Genomic DNA, 16502 nt, shown 5'->3' with positions numbered 1-16502 from the left:
ATCATAATCACCACTTATAGCCGCTCTTATCTAAGAACAGACTCTAACCGGCAAGCTTCTCATCCCTCACCTCTCAATACGCTTCTAAACGCGCTCCACCGATGCTTTACCGTAAATACAAAGTTGGATAGCTAAAAAACAAAAAGCCCCTGTAAGAGTACTTACAGGGGCTTTAATTTAAACGTTTATCTCAGAACTTAAGATACTTCGATTGGACCGCCGAATGAAGTTACTGGAGGCAGTTTGCTTTGGAACTTCTCGAAGTCTACCAAACATGTGTTTGCTGAGGTCGCTTGAGCTAGCTCAGAAGTACCGATGTCTTGAGTCAGTGTGTTTGGATCGCCGTATGTATCTAGCGCGCCCACTTTCTCGTTGATCGGACCGTACCAAGCACCTTCTTCGATACGTACAACACCAGGAGCGTAGCTATCCATTAGAACAGCACCTGCTAGTAGTTGACCACGGTCGTTGAACACACGTACTACGTCACCGTCTTTGATGCCTTTCTTCTTAGCATCAACTGGGTTGATGTAGATTGGCTCACGGCCTTGTACCGCGTAAGTCGCACGCCACTCTTCAGATTCACACATTTGAGAGTGAAGACGCTTGTCTGGGTGACAAGATTGTAGCCAGTACGGGTGTTTATCAGAGCCTGGACCACCGTGTGAACGTTCAGATTTCTCGAACCACATTGGGTGTTCTTGACAGTGCTCGTAGCCCATGTTGCCAACAGTACGGCTTGTGATTTCGATGAAACCAGAAGGTGTACCTAGTGCATTGATCTCTGGATCTTCACGGAATGAAGCGTGACGAGTCCATGGCTTACCTTTACCGAAGTCTAGGAAACCTTTTTCCCAGAACTCAGCGAACTCAGGCATTTCGAAGCTGCCTTCGTTTGCTGCGCGACATTCGTCGTAGAGAGATTTAACCCACTGCATTTCGTCCATACCACGCGTGTAATCGTCGTAACGACCCCAACGCTTAGTTAGGCTAGACATGATCTCGAAGTCAGTCTTAGACTGGAACAGAGGATCCACTAGTTTGTGCATCGCGATCAAACCACGGCCAGAGTATGCGCCGTAACCATCGATATCGTTACGTTCCCACTGAGTACATGCAGGAAGCACGATGTCAGAGTGACGACAAGTTGCAGTCCAAGCGAAATCAACAGCAACTACAGTTTGTAGGCTCTTGAATGCTTTACGCATCTTGTTGCGATCTTGGTGGTGGTGCCACGGGTTGTTACCACTGAATACCATCATCTTGATATCAGGTAGTGTTACCGTTGCGCCATTCGCTTTGATCTTCTTACCAGGCTCTAGCAAGCTATCAACCCAACGAGCAACTGGGATTACGCGGCTGTAACCGTTGTAATCTGTGTTTGTGTACTTAGGCTTCTGACCTTGATCGATGTTCAGCGGGAAAGAACCCGGAGCAGCGAAACCAGTTGAAGATACACCGATACCAGAGTAGTGGTGACCGTAAGAAATACCACCGCCAGGTAGACCGATTTGGCCAACCATTGCCGCGATAACTGCACACATCCAGTAAGGCTGTTCACCGTGTTGTTGACGTTGGATACTCCAACCAACAAGAATCTGTGTACGACCGTTAACCAGCATCTTAGCGAAGTCACGGATAGAATCCGCGCTAGCGCCACAGATAGCAGCAGCCCACTCAGGCGTCTTCTCAACTTTGTCTTTCGTTTCACCTTGAACGTACTTGATGAAGTCTTCAAAACCTAGACAGTAAGTTTCGATGAACTTCTTGTCGTATAGACCTTCATTGTAAAGTACGTGAGCAACACCAAGCATGAACGCCACGTCAGTTTGTGGGTTGATGTAGAACTGCTCGTTTTCTAGGTAACGACCTGTTTTGTTCTTAACAGGGTCAACAGAAACAACGTTGATTTCTTTCTTAGCAACTTTTTCTTTCAGCTGTTCTAGGTATGCGAACGACTCGTGAGTCTCACATGTCCAACCTACTTGAAGGTTTTTAACTGGATCGTTACCCCAAAGAACAATGTTGTCACTGTTTTCTAGGATAAGTTCCCAAGATGTACCTTGTGCATAAACTTCAGTAGAACCTAGTACGTAAGGCATGATCGTTTGACCAGCACCTGTCGAGTAGTCACCGATTTTCTTCACAGAGTAACCGTGAAGCGCCATTGCACGTTGCATGTGGTTAGTACAGCTGTGGAACTGACCAGTTTGTCTCCAACCAGTTTGACCTGTGTGAAGCGCCCATGGACCGTAATCTTTCTGTACGCGCTCTAGTTCGCGGTAAACAAGGTCTAGTGCCTCATCCCAAGTCACACGAATAAAGCGGTTGTTACCACGCGTGTCTGCGCTGTATTTATGCTTCTTAAACCAATCTAGGCGAACCATTGGGTAACGCACACGAGATGGGCTGTAGATAATACCCTTGATACCTTTCAGCATTTCAGTTGGGTGCTGATCGATTTCTAGAGGTTTAATTTCTTGTACTTTACCCGCGTAAACGCGAGCTCGGAATGCACCCCAGTGAGAACCAGAGACTTTCCATGTGCCGTCTGTTTCTGCAGCAGATGCTGAAGCCGACGCCAATAAGCTTGGACCGATAACCGATGCCGCACTAGTCGTTGCGACACCTTTCAGAAAACTTCTTCTTGTAATTGCCATTGTGTTACTCCAATTGACGTCTTATTAGTGATGGCCTTCAGAAAAATCTGATGAGTGCTTCTGTAGATACTTAAGAACCAATGCTTCTGTATCTGTGTCGAAGTTAACGAATGCAATCATACCATCTAGCATGCCTACCCAACCGTTAGCACTGAAGTGCGCTTCATCTGGTTGTGAGTGACAAGTTGAACAGTTAGATTGGTACGCTTGACCAGCTGCGTTCCAGATTGGATCGAAGTTATCAACCATAGACTCTTTCTTCATCCAAAGTGCTAGGTTAACTTCTTCCCATGGAAGGCCAGTTAGCTCATCTTCTTTCTTCTCACCAACAGTGATTACGTCACTTTGAGATACTTCTTTTGTCAAGATCGCCGTTGAGATGTTCATACCGAAGTCTTCTTGGATTACACGTCCGAAGCCTTTCGCTTTACGCCAACCGTCGATTTGAATCTTGATCATGTCGCCTTTCTCGTCGATAACAGCAACTTTACTCGCAGGGCTTAGTAGACCCGCTTCAACTGTTGCAGTCTCATCCGTGTACATTGGAAGGTGACGAATTGAAATCACTTCTGCACCGTTCGAGTAAGAAGTGCTGCTAGCAACTTGCTCAAGCTCACCAACGATACCACTTGCCGATTCCATATCTAATGGAAGGTTGTGTGCAATACCTTTGTGACAATCAACACAGCTTTGGTCACGCTCTGCTGCATTCTTCATTTGAATACGCGCAGTAGGACGCATGTTGTCGAAATCCATAGAATCGTAGTTGTGGCAGTTTTTACACTCTAGAGATTTGTTTGCAGAGAAACGATCCCATTCGTGTTTTGCCAACTCGATACGACGTGCTTCGAATTTCTCAGGTGTATCTAGGTCACCGAAAACTTGTGCGAATACTTCTTTAGATGCTTGCATCTTACGAGCGATTTTTGCTGTCCATTCGTGAGGAACGTGACAGTCAGGACAAGTAGCACGTACACCAGATGTATTTTTCCAGTGAACTGTTTCTTGTAGTTCTACGTATACGTTGTCACGCATAGTGTGACAGCTGATACAGAATTCTTCTGTGTTAGTGTGCTCTAAAGCGGTGTTGAAACCACCCCAGAAGATAACACCCGCGATAAAACCACCCATGGTTAGTACACCAAGGCTGATGTGTACTGCAGGGCGAGTCATAGTGCGCCACAGTTTAACTAAAAATGACTTCATGATTAGCTCTCTTAAATATTTGGTCTAAAAAATGTTGTTACGTGAGGGCATTACATGCCGCCGTGAGCACCTGGAGGTCCGAATACGAACACTTGAAGCGCCCAAACTATAAAGCCGTAGCCACCTACAAAAGCAACACTCAACACAGGAAAGAGAACCACTGCGATGAAGAGGAATGACTTCCACTCCAGCGAGCGTTTTTCGCCAGTTTCAATTTTATTAACATCACTCATACATTTTGCCTATTTTGTATTTAGTAATTTCGATAAGCCCATTCTAAGGGGCTAAAGTTCATCAGTTTCTAACAACAAATTTTAGACCATACTCAAAGTAGGGTTCAATGAAATCTCCCGTTATAACCCTTGCTAATCAATACTTTTTTGAGCTCATCCAGAGTTGTTTTCAGTTAAAGAAACATATTAAAAAGTATTAACAAATGTGAAGAATTAAGTATATTTCACAGATGTTAAAAACCAACACTTATGAAACTCTATTGTAACTAATTTTAACGTTTTACCTACTAAGTAGTAGCTAAAAATGCATCAAATAACCAAGGTTTTGTGCTGCAATTGTTAAATTCTTGCGTAACAATTGAATCAAAAGCCCGCAGGCTGAAATGCATCATTTGGCACTTTCAGATATGATGTGTGTCCAATAAAAAGGAAGCACTATGCAAGACGTTATCGACATATCTTGGTGGCAGTTACTGCTATTTAGCTCACTTCTCATCTTACCGATCACCATTAATCACAAACTGAAATTAGGTCTAGGCAAAGAGGCTTCTATTAGTATTGTGCGTATGGCTGTACAGCTCTTTCTGGTAGGGCTTTATCTAGAGTACCTATTTACTCTAAATAGCTTATGGGTCAACTTACTGTGGTTGTTTGCCATGATAGTCGTCGGAGCAAGTTCCATTGTCGAAAAATCCAAGCTGCCTAGAAAGCTGCTACTTGGCCCAGTCGCTGTTGGTCTTGCTGTAACGTGCGTACCCATTGTTTTGTTTATCTGCTTCTTTATCATCAAGCCGACACCGTTGTTTAGTGCACAATACCTTATCCCCATTGCAGGGATGCTATTAGGTAACAGCTTGAGCAGTAATATAGTGGCACTACAGAACTTGTTTGGCGCTTTCCAAATACAAAAATCAGAATATGAAGCAGCTATAGCCCTAGGAGCCGCACCGAGTTACGCAGCCGCGCCATTTGTACGCAATGCAATACAGAAGGCGATGTCACCAATTATGGCGTCAATGACCACTACCGGCTTAGTAACGCTACCAGGAATGATGACAGGACAAATTCTAGGTGGGGCTTCACCAATGATCGCTATTAAATATCAACTGATGATCATGCTAGCTATTTTTGTCATGATGAGTTGCTCTTTGGCGCTTGCGTTACAACTATCTTTAAAGACATCACTGACCAAAGAAGGTCGAGTTCTTGCACAAATTCAGGCTTCTAAATAGCCGCTCCCCTACCGTGAGATCTGGTTACTCACTGAATTTGAGACAGGTTATCCACAGAAACTGTGGATAACCAAATCAATATAGATCCTTTTTTATCCAACTCCCCCACCCAAAAGATCATTCCCTTTGATCCTTGGTTAATTTCAACGACATATACACATCTGTAGATCGTAGTGACTAGGCCTTCTCTTCTTCACGAGAGAACCCCATGACATGGTTTTCCACAAATAAAAAACGGCCTGCGATGCAGGCCGTCTTTTTAGTGTCACAGTCAGTTCGGTGCAATCACCGAGCTTGAATTAGTCGCGTAGATAAATCATCCAATACCACATGCCAACAAAGATACCACCACCGATGATATTACCTAAAGTCACAGGCAGCAGGTTATTGGTCAAAAAATCCATCATATTAAGGTCAACATAGTCTGCAGGGTTTGCGCCAGTCATCGTCCAGAACTCAGCAGGAGCGAATGTCTTAATGCCGATAGCAAGCGGTACTTGGAACATATTCGCAATACAGTGCTCAAAGCCTGATGATACAAACATCGCAACTGGCAAGATCATTACCGCGATTTTGTCAGTCAGCGTGCGTCCACTGAAAGTCATCCACACCGCAATACAAACCAACACGTTACACATGATGCCTAGCGCGACAGCTTGGATAAAATCGTGATGCATCTTATGTTGAGAAATCGCCATCGCGTTTAAACCAACTTGCCCATGATCAAACATGTATTGCTTAGTCAATAGCATACAAGTTACGAGCAATAGTGCCCCAATCAGGTTACCAATATAAACCGTCGCCCAGTTCTTAATTAGTGTTTTCCAAGTGATTTTACCACTTGCACGAGCCACCAAAGTAAGTACAGAACTTGTAAACAGTTCACCACCAGTGACAACAACAAGAATTAAGCCCAAGCTAAATGCTAGACCGCCCAACAGGCGAGTGATACCCCATGGCAAATCGCCAGCACCAGTAGTAACGATGGTGTAAAACACAAACGCAATACCGATATGGATACCAGCTGAAATCGCTAGTAGAAAAGATTTGATTGGATCTTTAGTTGCTTTACCTACGCCAATATCTGCAGCGCGCTCAGCCATTTGTGGCGGTAATAATGAGTCAAATTGGTTTAGATTCATGATGATTTACATTTTGAAACATGTCGTCGGGAGCGCGATAATCCTCTCTTTCATTTCTGAATTCAAGAGCTATTTTTGACTCAAATTCCGCTCAACAACCAAGAATATGCAAAACTCACAATGATATTGAAATTTCATACGACTTTAGTAGTAAAAGCAAAACTGTGATGAATGAAAACCTGTTACCAATAAAAACAACACATCTTTAAATATCAACAAGTTACGTTAAAACAATAAAAATGACGTACACTAAAAACGTATTTTTAGGGCTTTTGCATCCAGATTTTGACATAGATCAACAGAACGTAAAAAAGCGCCCTCAGGCGCTTTTAACTCAGTCACAGATTAAGAGATTTGTTGTCCTAAACCGACGGGGCAACCACTTCATCTGATACCGATTCTAACCTTGTCTCTTCAAGATCTGACTCACTGCTAGTAGGCGTCAGTTCAGAATCACTTTCATTAGCGACCTTCCCGCCTAGAGTCTTCAAACTATCCACCAGCTCTTCCAAGCTCTTAATATGTGCATCACTCTTGGCTACTTGTTCGTCTAGAAGTTCACTACGTTTTGTTGCCTCAGACAATTGTTGAGCCTGTAGCTGGTTTTCTCTGTCTAACTGCGCGAGCTGGCCAGTTAAAGATTCAATCTCAGATTTTAGCATGGCTGTCATATCTGAACTTTTAAGCTCATTTATACTTGAAACAATCTTCTGAGACTGAAGACGCAGTACTACGTCACGATAATCTTCTTCATTGATCGCCTGTGAGATGCTCAGTAACTGATTCTCAGCATTCAGCACCGATTGTTCGAACTTGTCCCCTTTAACACTCGCAAGTACTTTTACTTCATGAGCAACGCTTCGTACGTGGTCCAACTCAAACTCTGCGGCTTTTACTGCGTCTTCGATAATCGACTTTTCACGAGGGCTCGCTTTGACCTGATTCTCAGCTAGTGTGATTTGTGCAGCGGCCTTAGCAAAAGTCAACGGTACGACATCGTCAAAGTCTTCATCTTCTAAGTACTCTAATTCGTCTTTAAGCGGTTCGATGTATTTCTTGTGTGCAACTTTCACTTCCAACAAGCGTGCATTATTAAGGAACTCAACTTGAGCTTCTTGAGCATCCTCTAGTTCATCGACTAACACATACTCAAATAGCTCGCTGTATTCTGAATACAATCGTTTGTAACTCGAAGCGAACATAGTGTCAGCACCAAGATATTTGAGGTAATCCATTTGCACGATCGAATCGGCAAGCACCCTATCCGCCTTTTCCTTAAGCACGAGAATCGCATCATAGTTTGATTTGATTAACGCAATCTTCTCATCGAAGGCTTCAGCGTAAGTTAAGCTCGAGAAGATTGAATAACTCTTAGTAAGACGCGTCTCGTCTTTGAGTAAATCGGCATAAATACTTTCCGCGTCTTCCCATGCGTCGAGAAGTTCATTGTAATTCTCTGGAGCATAAAGAGACAATTGAGCGTGGTTTTCCAGCTTTGACTGCCACTCTGTATAGACAACTTGTACAGAATGAAACGAACGGACCTCTACTGCAGATTCATTGTTGTTTGTGGTTTGACTTGCGTCTGTCTGCTCTGAGGGTGTGCTTTGACAACCTGAGATTGCAAATAGCATACAAATTACCAATGCTAATTTGTTCGCTCTCACTGATGCATTTCCTTTTTTGTACAATATTAGCCGAATGCAATATATTTCTAGTCACACAATATATTACAACCACTTAGCAATAAACATCATTCGCCATTTAAGTGGGCACAAATCACTCAATACAACCAAAATAAGTTCACCATACGACGATTAATCATTCAATTTGGTATCAGTTATCAAATCTATTTATTTGCTGTTGCCTGAGCCGAGAATGCGCACTAAGGTGAAGGTAGAGAACGTTATGAATATATAGGTTAATTATGAAGTACACCGCTGAACATATTGCTGATTTAAACCTCCTTCTTCAATTTGATGTAAGTAGCGCAGCTACGGGTATTAAAGTTCATCAAGAGGCTAGCCAAGAAACTCAAGACGCTGTTAAGCGCCTATTCGAAAAGAACCTTTGTACTCAGCCAGACGGCGGTTACCTAACCGATGAAGGTATTGAGATGGCAGAGCGTGCAGACAAGCTGCTTCGCGTACTTAAATAAAGCGCGACTGTCATTGTAAAAACTCCACTTGCTTCGGCCGTGGAGTTTTTTCATTTTTGGCCAAAGGTTTGTTAGGCTTATTGTAAATCCATCAATTTCAGTTGTGAGGAACAGATGGCTTCTATATTTATTGTTGGTGCTGGATGGGTAGGCGCGCCTTTATCTGAACACCTAGAGAGACATGGTAACCGCGTCGTCGTCACTAAAACGACCCAAGCAGGTGCAGATACGATCGGCAGTGAACGTATTCCCTGCGAGGTATTCAGCTTTGATTCGTCAAACCCAGACCAAACCGTCGGACAACTCTATTCTTTACTGCTCGAACACAATACCGAGATAGTGATTGGGAGCTTCCCTCCTGGTTTTAGAAAAGGCGCTGGGAAAGAGTATGCAGACTATTGGCAGCTACTGACTAAAGCTTGTCAGCAAGCCAATATTAAGAAGCTGATTATGGTCAGTTCAACAACGGTGTACCCAACTAAGCCGGGTATCTTGTACGAGCAGGATGCATCACTCGCCCTTGCGAACGCTGACAGCAATGACACTTGCACATTCTCCGATAACGCACGAATCATGCTTCAAGCTGAACAGTCAGTGATGGATTCTGGTATTGATTACACCATTCTTCGCTTTAGTGGATTAATTGGCCCAAATCGCCATCCATCGCGCTTTGCCAGTAAACTCAAACAAGTGAGTAACCAAGCCCCTGCGAATATGCTGCACCTTGATGATGCCATTGGCGCGGTTGATTTTGCGATAAGCCACCTGCATAACGAAATCGCAAATGTGACGACACCAAACACGGTAAGCAAAGCTGAGTTCTACGCTGCCGCTTTAAAAAGTGCCAACAGTAGTGAGCCACTTCCGCCTGTTGTTAATGAACCAGATAAACTGATTTCTTCGAAAAAGATCCTCGATTTAGGTTATTCATTTAAATTTGAATCCACATTGGACGCTCTTCATGACTAAGCCATCCTCAAAGAACCTACACCGCTCAATCGATACCCTTTGGAATTTCATGTCTATGGGACACAAGGTTGAGCCTTCAGATTGTATTTTTGTATTGTGCAGTAACGACACTCGCGTTGCTGAATATGCTGCTGAGCTTTACGAGCAAAAGGTCGCGCCTTATATCGTGTTTTCTGGAGGCGTCGGAAGATTTACTGAAGGCAGTTTTGAACGCTCGGAAGCAGAAACTTTTGCAGCCATTGCTAGAGACTGTGGCGTGCCTGATTCTGACATCGTGATCGAAAAGCACGCGACAAATACGGGAGAGAATGTCCGTTTCACACACGAGTTACTTACTGAGCTAGGATTATCTCCTAAAAGGCTGACCTTAGTGCAGAAGCCCTTTATGGAGAAGCGAACCTACGCGACCTTCAGCAAGCAATGGCCTGAAGACACAGCGGAAATAACAGTCACTTCCAAATGGCAGGACTGGGTCGATTACTTTAATGAGGAGTTACCATTAGATATGGTGCTAGGCGCGTTGGTGGCGGATTTTGAACGCATCAAATCGTACCCCGCTAAAGGTTTCCAGATTGAAATGCCAATCCCTGAGGAAGTGGATCACGCCTATCAAGCGATCAAGAAGCTCGGCTTTGAATAGATAGCGATAACCAACAAGAAAGTAAATTACCACCTTCTAAAGAAGGTGGCTTTGTGTGAGCCCCCTAAAAGGGGGCCTTTGTTTAGTCCAACGCCAGTTGCTGCTGCTCCACGCGCTCTTTTTTCTCTTGATGTCTTACATAGCGTCGAATGATTTCTTCATTAACCCCTACGCTATCGACAAAATAGCCCCTTTGCCAAAAGTGGTTACCCCAGAGTTTGTTTCTCCTTAAATATGGAAATTTACTAAAGAGTTTTAAAGCTATTNACATCGATAAACTTCTTTACCTACATTGTTTTTCAAAATCCTAAATCGATACTTTGGTGTCCACACTATGTGATATTGACATCTCCAAAATACGTGGGAAGCTTGATTATATCTGCTCATGTTATTTGTCCTCTTTGACTTCGCTAAAAATCAAGGGAGCATTTAACATGGGTAGAACTACAGGCAAAGCCAAACTGAATGATAACCACCTACTGAAGTAGGTGGTTTAGGGCTGAAAACAAAAACGGTGGCACTAAGCCACCGTTTCTTTTTTATCACTTTGCCTTTCAGCTATTGCCACAGGACTTAAGAAGCGTTTACTTACCTAGCGCTTCTTTGTAGTGAAGACGACATACAGACACGTATTTGTCGTTACCACCAATCGCTACTTGATCACCTTCCGCGATCGCGACACCGTGCTCATCAGTACGAATGACCATATTCGCTTTGCGGCCACAGTGACAGATAGTTTTAAGCTCAACCAGTTTATCTGCCCAAGACAGCAAGTAACGGCTGCCTTCAAATAACTCACCTAGAAAATCGGTACGTAAACCGTAGCACAGTACAGGAATATGCAGTTTATCAACTACTTCTGTTAGCTGATATACCTGCTCTTTCGACAAGAATTGACACTCATCGATCAGTACACAGTGACGCTTTTCTTCCTCGTTCAGCTCGTTAATCGCTTCGAAAAGATTCGTGTCATTCTTAAAAAGCTGCGCTTCAGACTGCAGACCAATTCGAGAGCTCACTTTACCAATACCGTAGCGATCATCGAGTGCCGCTGTAAAGATCACAGGCGTCATGCCGCGCTCTTGGTAGTTGAATGAAGATTGAAGAAGCGTTGTCGATTTACCCGCATTCATTGCTGAGTAGTAAAAATACATCTGAGCCACAGAAATATTCCTGTTTAATAAAGTTGAATATAGAAAAGATGAAATTAGAGAATTTTTGCTAGAAAAAAGGGCTGAAAATCAGCCCTTTTTATAAGATTTACTTACGACGCCAAGTCGTACCTTCTGGGCCATCTTCCAGAACGATACCTAATTCGTTTAACTTATCACGTGCAAGGTCAGCATTTGCCCAATCCTTAGAAGCACGAGAGTCGTTACGCAGTTTGATCAGAGCTTCGATTTCAGCCACTTCGTCATCATTACCAGCTGCATCACCTTGTAGGAAAGCTTCTGGGTCTTGGTGAAGAATACCGATAATATCCGCTAGTTCACGCATCAATGCGCCAAGTCCACTTGCTTTTTCAATGCTTTCTGTCTTGATGCGGTTGATTTCACGAGCCATTTCAAACAGCACTGAGTATGCTTCTGGCGTGTTGAAGTCATCGTTCATCGCAGTAGAGAAACGAGTTACGTACTCTTCACCACCAGCTGGTGCAGCAGTAAGATCTAGACCACGAAGTGACGTGTATAGACGCTCAAGTGATGCACGAGCTTGGTTCAAGTTATCTTCGCTGTAGTTAAGTTGGCTACGGTAGTGACCAGACATTAGGAAGTAACGAACCGTTTCAGCATCGTAATGCGCCAGCACGTCACGGATAGTGAAGAAGTTACCTAGAGACTTAGACATCTTCTCTTTATCTACCATCACCATACCACTGTGCATCCAAGTATTTACATACTGAGTGCCGTGTGCGCAGCAAGATTGTGCGATTTCGTTCTCGTGGTGTGGGAACTGTAGATCAGAACCGCCACCGTGGATATCGAAGTGGTTGCCAAGAATAGACGAGTTCATTGCTGAACATTCAATGTGCCAACCTGGACGACCTGGGCCCCATGGCGATTCCCATGTAGGTTCACCTGGCTTAGACATCTTCCAAAGAACGAAGTCTAATGGGCTACGTTTTGCTGATTCAACATCAACACGCGCACCAGCTTGAAGTTGCTCTAGGTCCTGCTTAGAAAGCTTACCGTACTCGTCAAACTTCTTAACTTCGAACATTACGTCGCCGTTGCTTGCTACGTAAGCAAAACCACGTTCAATCAGCTTTTCAACAAGCTCGATGATTTCTGTGATGAATTCCGTCGCACGAGGCTCTACGTCTGGACGCTTCATGTTCAACGCATCGAAGTCAGCGTGCATTTCACCGATTAGGCGCTCAGTCAGAGAATCGCAAGACTCACCGTTTTCGTTCGCACGCTTAATGATTTTGTCGTCGATGTCTGTGATGTTACGAACGAACGTTAGGTCGTAACCTAAGTAACGCAGGTAGCGAGTCACAACGTCGAAAGAAACGAACGTACGGCCATGACCAATATGACAGAGATCGTAGATGGTTACCCCACAGACATACATGCCGACTTTGCCAGCTGTAATTGGTTTGAATTCCTCTTTCTGTCTTGTGAGTGTGTTATATATCTTTAGCATGATCTCTATCTATTTTATGGATTAATCAAAATAAGCTCGCAGTATAACAAGTCATACCTTAATAGGTAATACCTTTCACCATCAAATCAGCTAAACTCCTTGTTATCTATTGACGATTTCGTATTTTGAAACTCAATCAAACTAGGCTAGAATCGCCTTTCATATTAAAAAGACAGTAAGGTAACAATCATGATCATCCTTCACACAAATTTTGGTGACATCAAAGTTCAACTAAACGAAGAAAAAGCACCAGAAACAAGCGCAAACTTCCTACAGTATTGCCGTGACGGTTTCTACGACAACACACTATTCCACCGTGTTATCGATGGTTTCATGATTCAAGGCGGCGGCATGACTTCTGGCCTTAAAGAAAAAGCGACTCGCGCAACTATCAAGAACGAAGCAAACAACGGTCTAGCGAACAAAGTTGGTACGCTAGCAATGGCTCGTACTATGGAACCGCACTCAGCGAGCTCTCAGTTCTTCATCAACGTAAACGACAACTCTTTCCTTAACTTCCGCAGCGAAAGCCTAGACGGTTGGGGTTACTGTGTATTCGCAGAAGTTGTAGAAGGCATGGACGTAGTAAACAAGATCAAAGGTGTTAGCACTGGTTCTATGGGTATGCACCAAGACGTACCACTAGAAGAAGTGATCATCACTGGTACTACAATCGAAGCTTAATTACTTGCTTTCGGTTAGTATTAATAATTGATGAGCCGATAAATTCAGGATACAGGGAGCGAATCGCTCCCTTTTTTTAGACCTATGAAAACATATTTTATATCAGACCTTCACCTTGCTCCGTCACGTCAAGACATCACGGACTGCTTTCTAACCTTCATGAAGAATGAAGCGGTAGAAGCGGATGCACTCTATGTATTAGGTGATCTGTTTGAATTCTGGATTGGTGATGACGATAAGAGTGAATTCGCCAATTCTATTCGCCAAGCATTTATCGATTTGGTGAAAACTGGTGTCCCTTGTTACTTCACGCAAGGTAACCGTGACTTTTTAGTCGGCAAAAGATTTGCCAAGCAGACTGGTGTGGAGCTTCTAGACGAAGTGACGACTATCGATATCTACGGGCAAAAAGCCGTGGTACTGCATGGTGACACTCTATGTACTGAAGACGTAAAGTACCTCGCTTTCCGTGAGAAAGTACATCAACCTTGGCTACAGTGGATCTTCAACAGAATTCCATTCTTTATTAAAAAGAAAATCGTTTCAAAAGTTCAGTCTGATATTAAAGATGATAAGCAGACTAAGTCGCTAGACATCATGGATGTGACGCAGCAAGAGGTCAAAAACGTGATGGAGAAAAACAATGTTGATCTCATGATCCACGGCCATACCCATCGTCCAAACGTCCACACTTTTGATGCTAATAATTGCACTAAAACTCGTATCGTACTTGGTGATTGGTATACACAAGGCTCTGTACTGGTGTTTACTCCGCAAAGTTTTGAACTACAGAATCGAGCGTTTAGCAATAGCTTTCAACAACAGCCTTAAACTTTCAGTTTGATTATTATAGTGGGTCAGACTTTCTTAGATTGTGTATGGTAATTTCTAGTGAATTAGCTATTATCTCTCTATCTGAAATAAACCGAACACAGTACCAAGTTGAAATATTCATACGTAGCGCGTCAACCAATACTCGATGCAGACAAGAAAACCATAGGTTACGAGTTGCTATTCAGGGATGGTCCTAAGAACACTTTCCCTGAAGTAGAACCGGAACTCGCTACTAGTCGTTTGCTATCTGACCACTTCTTATCGACTCACTACAATACATTGGGTGATAAGCTTGGTTTCGTTAACTTCCCTTATGCAAGCTTAATCAACTTAGTCCCTACTCTGTTCCCCAAAGAAAGCTTAGTCGTTGAAGTTCTAGAAGACTGCGAACCAACTGACGAGTTACTTGAGGCGATCAAGACTATCTATGATGCTGGCTACACTATTGCATTAGATGACTTTGTGCCAAGTAAGGCTTGGAAACGTTTCCTACCTTACGTATCAATTATCAAATTCGATATTCGTTTGGTCTCTATTGAAAAAGCTTCGATGTTCATGAGCTCAATGAAAGGGTTAGATATTAAGTTTCTTGCTGAAAAAGTAGAGACTTATGAGGAATATCAAGAAGCAAATAGAGCGGGTTTCAGCTACTTCCAAGGCTACTTTTTTAGCAAGCCAGAGATGATTCAGACTCGTGCACTCAATCCAGCTTTCTTAACTATCGTGCAATTGTTAAAAGAGATCGCCAACGATCCTATTGATTTTGGCGAAGTAGAACGACTGATCACCTTAGATGTTACGCTTTCATATAAGCTGCTTACCTACGTAAACTCGGCAGGTGGCTCAGCGACGACCATTCGCTCTTTCCGACAAGCATTAGTTTATCTGGGAGAGCAGAAGCTGCGTAAATTTGTCTCTCTTGTTGCGATTGCGTCTGCGAAGGAAGACAAACCTGACTCACTTTACGGCTTAGCTGTCATTCGCGCTCGCCAGTGTGAACTGTTAGTCGAAAAAATGAACGTTAAAGTGGAGCCAGGACAAGCTTTCTTAACCGGGATGTTCTCGTTATTAGATTCGTTGTTTGACCAACCGTTAAAACAGGTACTGGATTCTGTGCCAATTGACGAAGAGATAAAACAAGCACTAATACTGCGCAAAGGTGTATTAGGTGCGGTCTTAGCCATGGTTGTTGCTTATGAACAAGCTCGATGGGAAGAAGCGACTCGCATTCGTAAACTCCTCAAGCTCAGTGAGGCTCAACTCGGTCTCGCCTATGACGAAGCAACAGCTTGGGCGCAAGATTTATTAGCTCCAGCTTAATCAACCATTGGCTTGGTAGAAACGTCCTCTTTAGTGGACCTTGATTTCTTGTTAAACTCCAGCGCATTCATTTATGGCCTCTTATTTAGAGGCCATTTTTACAGGATCTGACTATGTCTTTATGCCCATGTGGTAGCAACAATACTTACCCTCAGTGCTGTGAATCAGCACACCTTGATCACAGCTCAGTTGAAACGCCAGAGCAGTTGATGCGCTCGCGTTATTCCGCGCATGTTTTAGGGTTGGTCGATTATGTGGTTGCGACCTACCACCCTAGCTGCAATGCAGAAGCACAAAGAGAAGGCATTGCAGATTCGATCAACAGTGATTGGGCTGGTCTAGAAGTTATCGACACTGCTGCTGGTTCCCACGCAAACGAGGGCTATGTTGAATTTAAAGCCTATTTTAATGAAGATGGCGCGCAATACTGCATGCAAGAACGCTCTCGTTTCGTTCGTGAAAACGGCCTTTGGTTCTATATCGATGGTGAGTTTCCAGAACAAAGCCAACCTGAGCCTGAGATTGACCCTCGCCTAAACCAAACCGTCGAAAGCTTTAAGATCGGCCGCAATGACCCGTGTATTTGTGGCAGCGGTAAGAAATACAAGAAGTGCTGCGGCTAACTCGTACGCATAGGAAGTCAGATTAGAAGAAGAGATTCCTGATGTCGCTCAGGCTCCTCCGAATGACGAGGCCTAAATGTGAGAGGCACACAGGATAGAGCGATAAAAAAGCCCCGTAAACAAGGTTGTTTACGGGGCTTTTTACTATCTTTTGT

15 protein-coding genes and 1 pseudogene are annotated in these 16502 nt (G+C 43.6%); 8 read left to right on the top strand and 8 right to left on the bottom strand.

What is annotated here, in order from left to right:
• Nucleotides 1–197: 197 nt before the first annotated feature.
• The 3 genes from torA to torE are packed head-to-tail and all read right to left on the bottom strand — an operon-like array spanning nucleotide 198 to nucleotide 4099.
• Nucleotides 198–2660 (bottom strand): trimethylamine-N-oxide reductase TorA, encoded by a 2463-nt coding sequence (gene torA / locus L1D55_RS10765; RefSeq protein ID WP_239917415.1) that lies wholly within the window; start codon nucleotides 2658–2660, stop codon nucleotides 198–200.
• 24 nt (nucleotides 2661–2684) lie between these two features.
• Nucleotides 2685–3866 (bottom strand): pentaheme c-type cytochrome TorC, encoded by a 1182-nt coding sequence (gene torC / locus L1D55_RS10760; protein ID WP_128161250.1) that lies wholly within the window; start codon nucleotides 3864–3866, stop codon nucleotides 2685–2687.
• A 50-nt stretch (nucleotides 3867–3916) separates the two neighbouring features.
• The gene (gene torE / locus L1D55_RS10755) at nucleotides 3917–4099 is read right to left on the bottom strand and encodes a trimethylamine N-oxide reductase system protein TorE (protein ID WP_239917414.1); all 183 of its coding nucleotides are present in this window, start codon (nucleotides 4097–4099) and stop codon (nucleotides 3917–3919) included.
• Between the two features lie 437 nt (nucleotides 4100–4536).
• On the opposite strand from torE, the gene L1D55_RS10750 reads away from it, so the two are divergent.
• Nucleotides 4537–5331, top strand: a complete 795-nt coding sequence (locus L1D55_RS10750) for an ABC transporter permease (RefSeq protein ID WP_239917413.1) — start codon at nucleotides 4537–4539, stop codon at nucleotides 5329–5331.
• A 299-nt stretch (nucleotides 5332–5630) separates the two neighbouring features.
• Here L1D55_RS10750 and focA read toward each other — a convergent pair whose 3' ends face one another.
• A complete protein-coding gene (gene focA / locus L1D55_RS10745; protein WP_102424892.1) occupies nucleotides 5631–6473 on the bottom strand; it encodes a formate transporter FocA in 843 nt (280 codons plus the stop codon).
• Between the two features lie 362 nt (nucleotides 6474–6835).
• Nucleotides 6836–8140: an ATPase gene (locus L1D55_RS10740; RefSeq protein ID WP_239917412.1), complete on the bottom strand. Its 1305-nt coding sequence runs from the start codon at nucleotides 8138–8140 to the stop codon at nucleotides 6836–6838.
• A 260-nt stretch (nucleotides 8141–8400) separates the two neighbouring features.
• Here L1D55_RS10740 and L1D55_RS10735 point away from each other — a divergent pair, with 260 nt between their 5' ends.
• The 3 genes from L1D55_RS10735 (at nucleotide 8401) to L1D55_RS10725 (ending at nucleotide 10240) form a co-directional block, all read left to right on the top strand.
• Nucleotides 8401–8631 carry a TIGR02647 family protein gene (locus L1D55_RS10735; RefSeq protein ID WP_004742038.1) on the top strand — a complete coding sequence of 77 codons (231 nt, stop codon included), beginning with the start codon at nucleotides 8401–8403 and terminating at the stop codon, nucleotides 8629–8631.
• A 114-nt stretch (nucleotides 8632–8745) separates the two neighbouring features.
• Nucleotides 8746–9600: an NAD(P)H-binding protein gene (locus tag L1D55_RS10730; RefSeq protein ID WP_239917411.1), complete on the top strand. Its 855-nt coding sequence runs from the start codon at nucleotides 8746–8748 to the stop codon at nucleotides 9598–9600.
• Nucleotides 9593–10240 (top strand): YdcF family protein, encoded by a 648-nt coding sequence (locus L1D55_RS10725; protein WP_239917410.1) that lies wholly within the window; start codon nucleotides 9593–9595, stop codon nucleotides 10238–10240. Before L1D55_RS10730 ends, L1D55_RS10725 begins: the two co-directional genes overlap by 8 nt.
• Before the next feature lie 82 nt (nucleotides 10241–10322).
• On the opposite strand, the pseudogene L1D55_RS10720 reads toward L1D55_RS10725, so the two are convergent.
• The 3 genes and pseudogenes from L1D55_RS10720 to cysS form a co-directional block, all read right to left on the bottom strand.
• Nucleotides 10323–10627, bottom strand: a pseudogene (locus L1D55_RS10720) (transposase).
• A gap of 197 nt (nucleotides 10628–10824) precedes the next feature.
• Nucleotides 10825–11403, bottom strand: a complete 579-nt coding sequence (locus L1D55_RS10715; RefSeq protein ID WP_004742035.1) for a thymidine kinase — start codon at nucleotides 11401–11403, stop codon at nucleotides 10825–10827.
• 97 nt (nucleotides 11404–11500) lie between these two features.
• Nucleotides 11501–12886, bottom strand: coding sequence for a cysteine--tRNA ligase (gene cysS, locus L1D55_RS10710; RefSeq protein WP_128161287.1), 1386 nt, complete (start codon nucleotides 12884–12886; stop codon nucleotides 11501–11503).
• Nucleotides 12887–13075: 189 nt separating this feature from the next.
• Between cysS and L1D55_RS10705 the strand changes: the two genes are divergently transcribed.
• The 4 genes from L1D55_RS10705 (at nucleotide 13076) to L1D55_RS10690 (ending at nucleotide 16347) form a co-directional block, all read left to right on the top strand.
• Nucleotides 13076–13570, top strand: coding sequence for a peptidylprolyl isomerase (locus tag L1D55_RS10705; protein ID WP_004742032.1), 495 nt, complete (start codon nucleotides 13076–13078; stop codon nucleotides 13568–13570).
• Nucleotides 13571–13654: 84 nt separating this feature from the next.
• Nucleotides 13655–14401 carry a UDP-2,3-diacylglucosamine diphosphatase gene (lpxH, locus tag L1D55_RS10700; protein WP_239917409.1) on the top strand — a complete coding sequence of 249 codons (747 nt, stop codon included), beginning with the start codon at nucleotides 13655–13657 and terminating at the stop codon, nucleotides 14399–14401.
• A gap of 111 nt (nucleotides 14402–14512) precedes the next feature.
• Nucleotides 14513–15724 (top strand): EAL domain-containing protein, encoded by a 1212-nt coding sequence (locus L1D55_RS10695; RefSeq protein WP_128161290.1) that lies wholly within the window; start codon nucleotides 14513–14515, stop codon nucleotides 15722–15724.
• 113 nt (nucleotides 15725–15837) lie between these two features.
• Entirely contained in the window at nucleotides 15838–16347 is a 510-nt protein-coding gene (locus L1D55_RS10690) for a YchJ family protein (protein WP_239917408.1), read from the top strand.
• The last annotated feature ends 155 nt before the right edge of the window (nucleotides 16348–16502 follow it).

Origin of the sequence: Vibrio sp. Isolate22 (assembly GCF_022398115.1) — a bacterium.
Taxonomy (GTDB): domain Bacteria; phylum Pseudomonadota; class Gammaproteobacteria; order Enterobacterales; family Vibrionaceae; genus Vibrio.
The sequence above is the reverse complement of the archived record's forward strand: the minus strand, read 5'-3'. Positions and strand labels throughout refer to the sequence as shown.

What these genes read in the sequence shown, in the direction of transcription:
- torA (WP_239917415.1), bottom strand. Translation starts at nt 2,660, where the DNA reads ATGGCAATTACAAGAAGAAGTTTTCTGAAAGGTGTCGCAACGACTAGT.
- torC (WP_128161250.1), bottom strand. Translation starts at nt 3,866, where the DNA reads ATGAAGTCATTTTTAGTTAAACTGTGGCGCACTATGACTCGCCCTGCA.
- torE (WP_239917414.1), bottom strand. Translation starts at nt 4,099, where the DNA reads ATGAGTGATGTTAATAAAATTGAAACTGGCGAAAAACGCTCGCTGGAG.
- L1D55_RS10750 (WP_239917413.1), top strand. Translation starts at nt 4,537, where the DNA reads ATGCAAGACGTTATCGACATATCTTGGTGGCAGTTACTGCTATTTAGC.
- focA (WP_102424892.1), bottom strand. Translation starts at nt 6,473, where the DNA reads ATGAATCTAAACCAATTTGACTCATTATTACCGCCACAAATGGCTGAG.
- L1D55_RS10735 (WP_004742038.1), top strand. Translation starts at nt 8,401, where the DNA reads ATGAAGTACACCGCTGAACATATTGCTGATTTAAACCTCCTTCTTCAA.
- L1D55_RS10730 (WP_239917411.1), top strand. Translation starts at nt 8,746, where the DNA reads ATGGCTTCTATATTTATTGTTGGTGCTGGATGGGTAGGCGCGCCTTTA.
- L1D55_RS10725 (WP_239917410.1), top strand. Translation starts at nt 9,593, where the DNA reads ATGACTAAGCCATCCTCAAAGAACCTACACCGCTCAATCGATACCCTT.
- cysS (WP_128161287.1), bottom strand. Translation starts at nt 12,886, where the DNA reads ATGCTAAAGATATATAACACACTCACAAGACAGAAAGAGGAATTCAAA.
- L1D55_RS10705 (WP_004742032.1), top strand. Translation starts at nt 13,076, where the DNA reads ATGATCATCCTTCACACAAATTTTGGTGACATCAAAGTTCAACTAAAC.
- lpxH (WP_239917409.1), top strand. Translation starts at nt 13,655, where the DNA reads ATGAAAACATATTTTATATCAGACCTTCACCTTGCTCCGTCACGTCAA.
- L1D55_RS10690 (WP_239917408.1), top strand. Translation starts at nt 15,838, where the DNA reads ATGTCTTTATGCCCATGTGGTAGCAACAATACTTACCCTCAGTGCTGT.